Source organism: Phycicoccus flavus (assembly GCF_004025965.2).
In the GTDB taxonomy this organism is placed as follows: domain Bacteria; phylum Actinomycetota; class Actinomycetes; order Actinomycetales; family Dermatophilaceae; genus Phycicoccus; species Phycicoccus flavus.
In genome coordinates, this window is record NZ_SAYU02000126.1 from 1 (window position 1) to 3,961 (window position 3,961).

The following is a 3,961-nucleotide window of genomic DNA, read 5'->3' on the forward strand; positions in this document are numbered from 1 at the left end:
GGTCCCTGCGCGGACCGGTCCTGCACGGAGCGGGCGAGGGCGGCGGGGTCCATGACGGCCGCGACGAGCGTGGCGGTGCCCTGGGCCTGGTCCCGCGCCCGGGTCGTCGCGCGGTCCTGCGCGAGACCGTGGACGAGGAGCATGAGCGGCACGACGAAGGCCAGGACGACGGCGGACGTCGTCGCGGCCACCAGCCAGACGATCCTGCGGGTCATCGGGCGGGGCCGGGCTCCGGCGCGGTCGTGGCGTCCTCGCCGGTCGCGGGACCGTCGGCGGTCCCGGTGTCCTGCGGCGCGGACAGGCGCAGCCCGACCCCGCGCACGCTGTGGAGGTACCGGGGATGAGCCGCGGTCTCGCCCAGCTTGCGTCGCAGCCACGACAGGTGGACGTCGACGGTGCGCTCGCTGCCGCTGTACGGCAGGTTCCACACCTCGCCGAGGATCTCGCGCTTGGTGACGACCTCGTCCGGTCGCCGGGCCAGGTGCAGCAGCAGGTCGAACTCGCGGCGGGTCAGCTCCAGGGGCGCGCCGTCCAGGCTGGCGGTGCGGGCCGCGGGGTCGACGGCGAGCGCGCCGACGGTGATGACGCGGTCGGCGTCGCCGGAGCCGGTGCGGCGCAGCACCGCCCGGATGCGGGCCTGGAGCTGGTCCATGCCGAAGGGCTTGACGACGTAGTCGTCGGCGCCGTTGTCCAGGGCCGCGACCACCGACGGGTCGTCGTCGCGGGCCGTGACGACGATGACCGGGGTGTCGCGGACGGCCCGGAGCATGGTCAGCAGGCTGTGGCCGTCGAGGTCGGGGAGCCCGAGGTCGAGAAGGACGACGTCCGGGGTCTGGTCGAGCGCCTGCTGCAGCCCGGCGAGGCCGTTGGCGGCGCTGGACACGGCGTGCCCGCGCTCGCTGAGGGAGCGGACCAGGGAGCTGCGGATCGCGGAGTCGTCCTCGATCACGAGCACATGTGTCACGCTTCGGACCGTAGTGCAGAAGGGGGGAGGGCGGCGTGAGGTCGGCGGCAGGTCGCGCGGTGATGATGGTCCTCGGCTGGGCCACCGTCGTCGCGGTCCTCGCGTCCCTCGTCTTCGTCGTCGTCGACCTCGCCGGCCAGGTCGTCGCCGGGTACCCCACGACGGCCGCTCCGGCGCTGCGGTCCGAGCAGGCCGCCCCCGGGACGAAGGGCACGGCTCGCGGGTCCGCGGGGACGCGGGAGGCCGCACCCAGGGACGCCCCGGGCGACCGCTCCGGCACCGCCGCCGAGGACCGCGGGAGCAGCCCGACGCGCGAGACGCGGCGCTCGACGCGGCGGCCCTCCGGCAGCTCCTCGCCGACCCGGCGCGGTGACCCGACCGCCGAGCCGGGCACCGGCCGCCCCGGCGGCAGCGACCCGGGCGCCCCCGACGCGGGCGGTGCCGGCGCCGGCGTCCCGGCGCCGACGCCTCCCGCACCGTCGACCCCGCCGCCGTCGACGCCCTCGACACCACCGCCGACCCCGACGCCCGACCCGACGACGGTCCCCACGACCGAGGCCTTCACGACCTCGGGCGGCAGCGCGACGGTGACGTGCACCGGCCGGGTCATCCGGGTCGAGAGCATCCTCGCCCGCAACGGCTGGCGCTTCGGCCAGCGCGTCCTCGGGCGCACGGGCCTCGCGACGCTGACCTTCGAGAACCTCCAGGACGGCTCGGCCGTCGAGATCCAGATCTCCTGCGTCGGGGGTCGTCCGGTCGTCACCGCCGAGCAGCGACGCCCCGCCCCGCCCGGCGGGCCGCCCGCCGGGACCGGGGGACAGGGGGCCGGGCCCGACCCGGCGGACGCGACGACGGGTGGGACCGGCGCGACCTCCGGGGGGTCCCGCGGTGACGGCTCGCCGCCCGCCGGCTCGCCGGTCGGGAGCGGGCCGGGGTCCGGGCCCGGGACCTCGGGCGACGGGCGCCGATAGCCTCGTGCGGTGCCCACCGCCATCGTCACCGACTCGACGGCCTACCTCACCCCGGAGCTGACCGACGGGCTCGACGTCCGCGTCGTCCCGCTGCACGTCGTCGTCGGCGGGCGCGAGCACCGCGAGGGCGTCGACGTCGGCGCCCGCGAGGTCGCCTCGGCGTTGCGCGGCTACGTCCCGGTGTCGACCTCCCGGCCGGCCCCGGCGGCCTTCCTCGAGGCCTACGAGGCCGCCGCCCGGGCCGGGGCCGACGCGGTCGTGTCGGTCCACATCTCCGCCGAGCTGTCCAGCACCCACGGCGGCGCGGTGCTCGCCGCGGAGCAGGCGCCGGTGCCGGTGCGGGTCGTCGACTCGCGGGCCCTCGGCATGGTCATGGGCCACGCCGTGCTCGCCGGCGCGCGGGCCGCCGCCGCGGGGGCGGACGTGGACGAGGTCGAGCGGATCGTCCGCACGACGTGCGAGGGCGCCACCGTCGTCTTCTACGTCGACACCCTGGAGTACCTGCGCCGCGGCGGGCGGATCGGGCGGGCGGGGGCCCTGCTGGGGTCCGCGCTGGCCATCAAGCCCCTCCTCGGGCTGCGCGAGGGGCAGATCGTGCCGCTGGAGCGGGTGCGCACCGCCACCCGCGCCATCGCGAGGATCGAGGAGCTCGCCGCGTCGGCGGCCGAGGCGGCCGCGGCCGACGGGCGAGGGGTCGACGTCGCGGTCCACCACCTCGACTCCGCCGAGCGTGCGACCCGCCTGGCCGACCGGCTCACCGCACGGCTGCCGGGGGCGGACGTGCGGGTTGTCGAGCTCGGGGCGGTGGTCGGCGCCCACGTCGGCCCGGGCACGCTGGCCGTCGCGGTCGTCCCGAGGCCGGCCGGCTGAGCGCGATGGGCTACCCCGTCCTCGTGCTGTGGGTCGCGGTCCTCGCGGTCCTCGCCTTCCTCCTCGGTGGGGTCAACCCCGCGACGCTCGTGGCCCGGGCGCGCGGGGCCGACCTGCGGGCGTCGGGGTCGGGCAACCCCGGGGCGACCAACGCCGGCCGCGTGCTGGGCCGCAAGTGGGGGGCCCTCGTCCTCGTCCTGGACGTGGCCAAGGCGTACGTCCCCACGTGGCTCGTCCTGTCGGCGATCGGTACCGCCGCCGCGCTGGTCGTGGGGCTGGCCGTCGTCCTCGGGCACGTCTTCAGCCCGTTCCTGCGCGGCCGGGGAGGCAAGGGCGTCGCCTGCGCGATCGGCGCGATCCTCGCCGTCGAGCCGGTCGTCGGGCTCGCCGCCCTTGCGGTCTTCGCGGCGGTGCTGCCCCTCGTGCGGGTCGTCGGCGAGGCGTCGGTCGTCGCGACGAGCGTGCTGCTCGTGCTCGGGGTCCTCGGAGCCGTGGGGGTCCTCCCCGTCGTGGGCACGTGGACCGGGCTGTGGCTCGTCGTCGTCGCCCTCGTCGTCCTGTGGCGGCACCGGAGGAACGTCCGGCGCTGGTGGGGGCGGCTGCGGGGCTGACCGCGTGCGGTCGCGCGGGTGCAGCCGTCCACAGGGCCGGTCGTAGACGTCCGTCGTCCACAGATGGCGGGTGACCGCTGTCGGGCGGCCGGCCCGGTTCGTAGCGTCCGGGGCATGCGAGGACGAGCCGGCCCGGAGGCGGTGTCGGCGCGCGCCCTGGCCCGGCTGCGGTCCGGCGGCGCCGACGGCTGGGTGCCCTCGCGCGAGTCCCTGGGCCTCGACGAGGAAGGCGCCGGCCACGACGGGGCGCGGGGACCGGCGGGGCGGCGACGCCGGGTGCCCTCGGACCGCGAGGGCGAGGGCGCGCCCGTCGGCGGGGGCCCGCCGGTCGGGGAGGCGCGCGGGGCCGGGGGCCGGGGCGACGCCCGGGACGCGGCGGGACGACATCGTCCCGGGATGCCCGGGGGTGGCTGGCTCCGGCTGCCGGCTGCCTTCGTCGGGGCCCGCTGGCAGCCGGGACGGGCCGCCGTCGCCGGCGTCGCGCTGGTCACGGTCCTCGCCGTGCTCGTCCTCGGGCTGCGGGTGGCCTGGGCCCGCGAGTCCGG

At 78.2% G+C, this 3,961-nt stretch carries 5 protein-coding genes and 1 pseudogene; 4 read left to right on the top strand and 2 right to left on the bottom strand.

All coding sequences use genetic code 11. The annotated features are described in order from the left end of the window. Together EPD83_RS19915 and EPD83_RS19920 are read right to left on the bottom strand one after the other, a co-directional pair. Positions 1 to 191, bottom strand: a 191-nt coding sequence (locus EPD83_RS19915) for a hypothetical protein (RefSeq protein WP_235950752.1), incomplete at its 3' end; no start/stop codon positions are given. Positions 192 to 211: 20 nt separating this feature from the next. Further along, positions 212 to 964, bottom strand: coding sequence for a response regulator transcription factor (locus EPD83_RS19920; RefSeq protein ID WP_128368606.1), 753 nt, complete (start codon positions 962 to 964; stop codon positions 212 to 214). Positions 965 to 999: 35 nt separating this feature from the next. On the opposite strand from EPD83_RS19920, the gene EPD83_RS19925 reads away from it, so the two are divergent. The 4 genes and pseudogenes from EPD83_RS19925 to EPD83_RS19940 form a co-directional block, all read left to right on the top strand. Next, positions 1,000 to 1,935, top strand: coding sequence for a hypothetical protein (locus EPD83_RS19925; protein ID WP_165567056.1), 936 nt, complete (start codon positions 1,000 to 1,002; stop codon positions 1,933 to 1,935). 9 nt (positions 1,936 to 1,944) lie between these two features. After that, positions 1,945 to 2,805 carry a DegV family protein gene (locus EPD83_RS19930; protein ID WP_128368537.1) on the top strand — a complete coding sequence of 287 codons (861 nt, stop codon included), beginning with the start codon at positions 1,945 to 1,947 and terminating at the stop codon, positions 2,803 to 2,805. A gap of 5 nt (positions 2,806 to 2,810) precedes the next feature. Beyond that, a complete protein-coding gene (locus tag EPD83_RS19935; protein WP_128368086.1) occupies positions 2,811 to 3,416 on the top strand; it encodes a glycerol-3-phosphate acyltransferase in 606 nt (201 codons plus the stop codon). 114 nt (positions 3,417 to 3,530) lie between these two features. Next, positions 3,531 to 3,961, top strand: a pseudogene (locus EPD83_RS19940) (hypothetical protein); the annotation flags it as partial.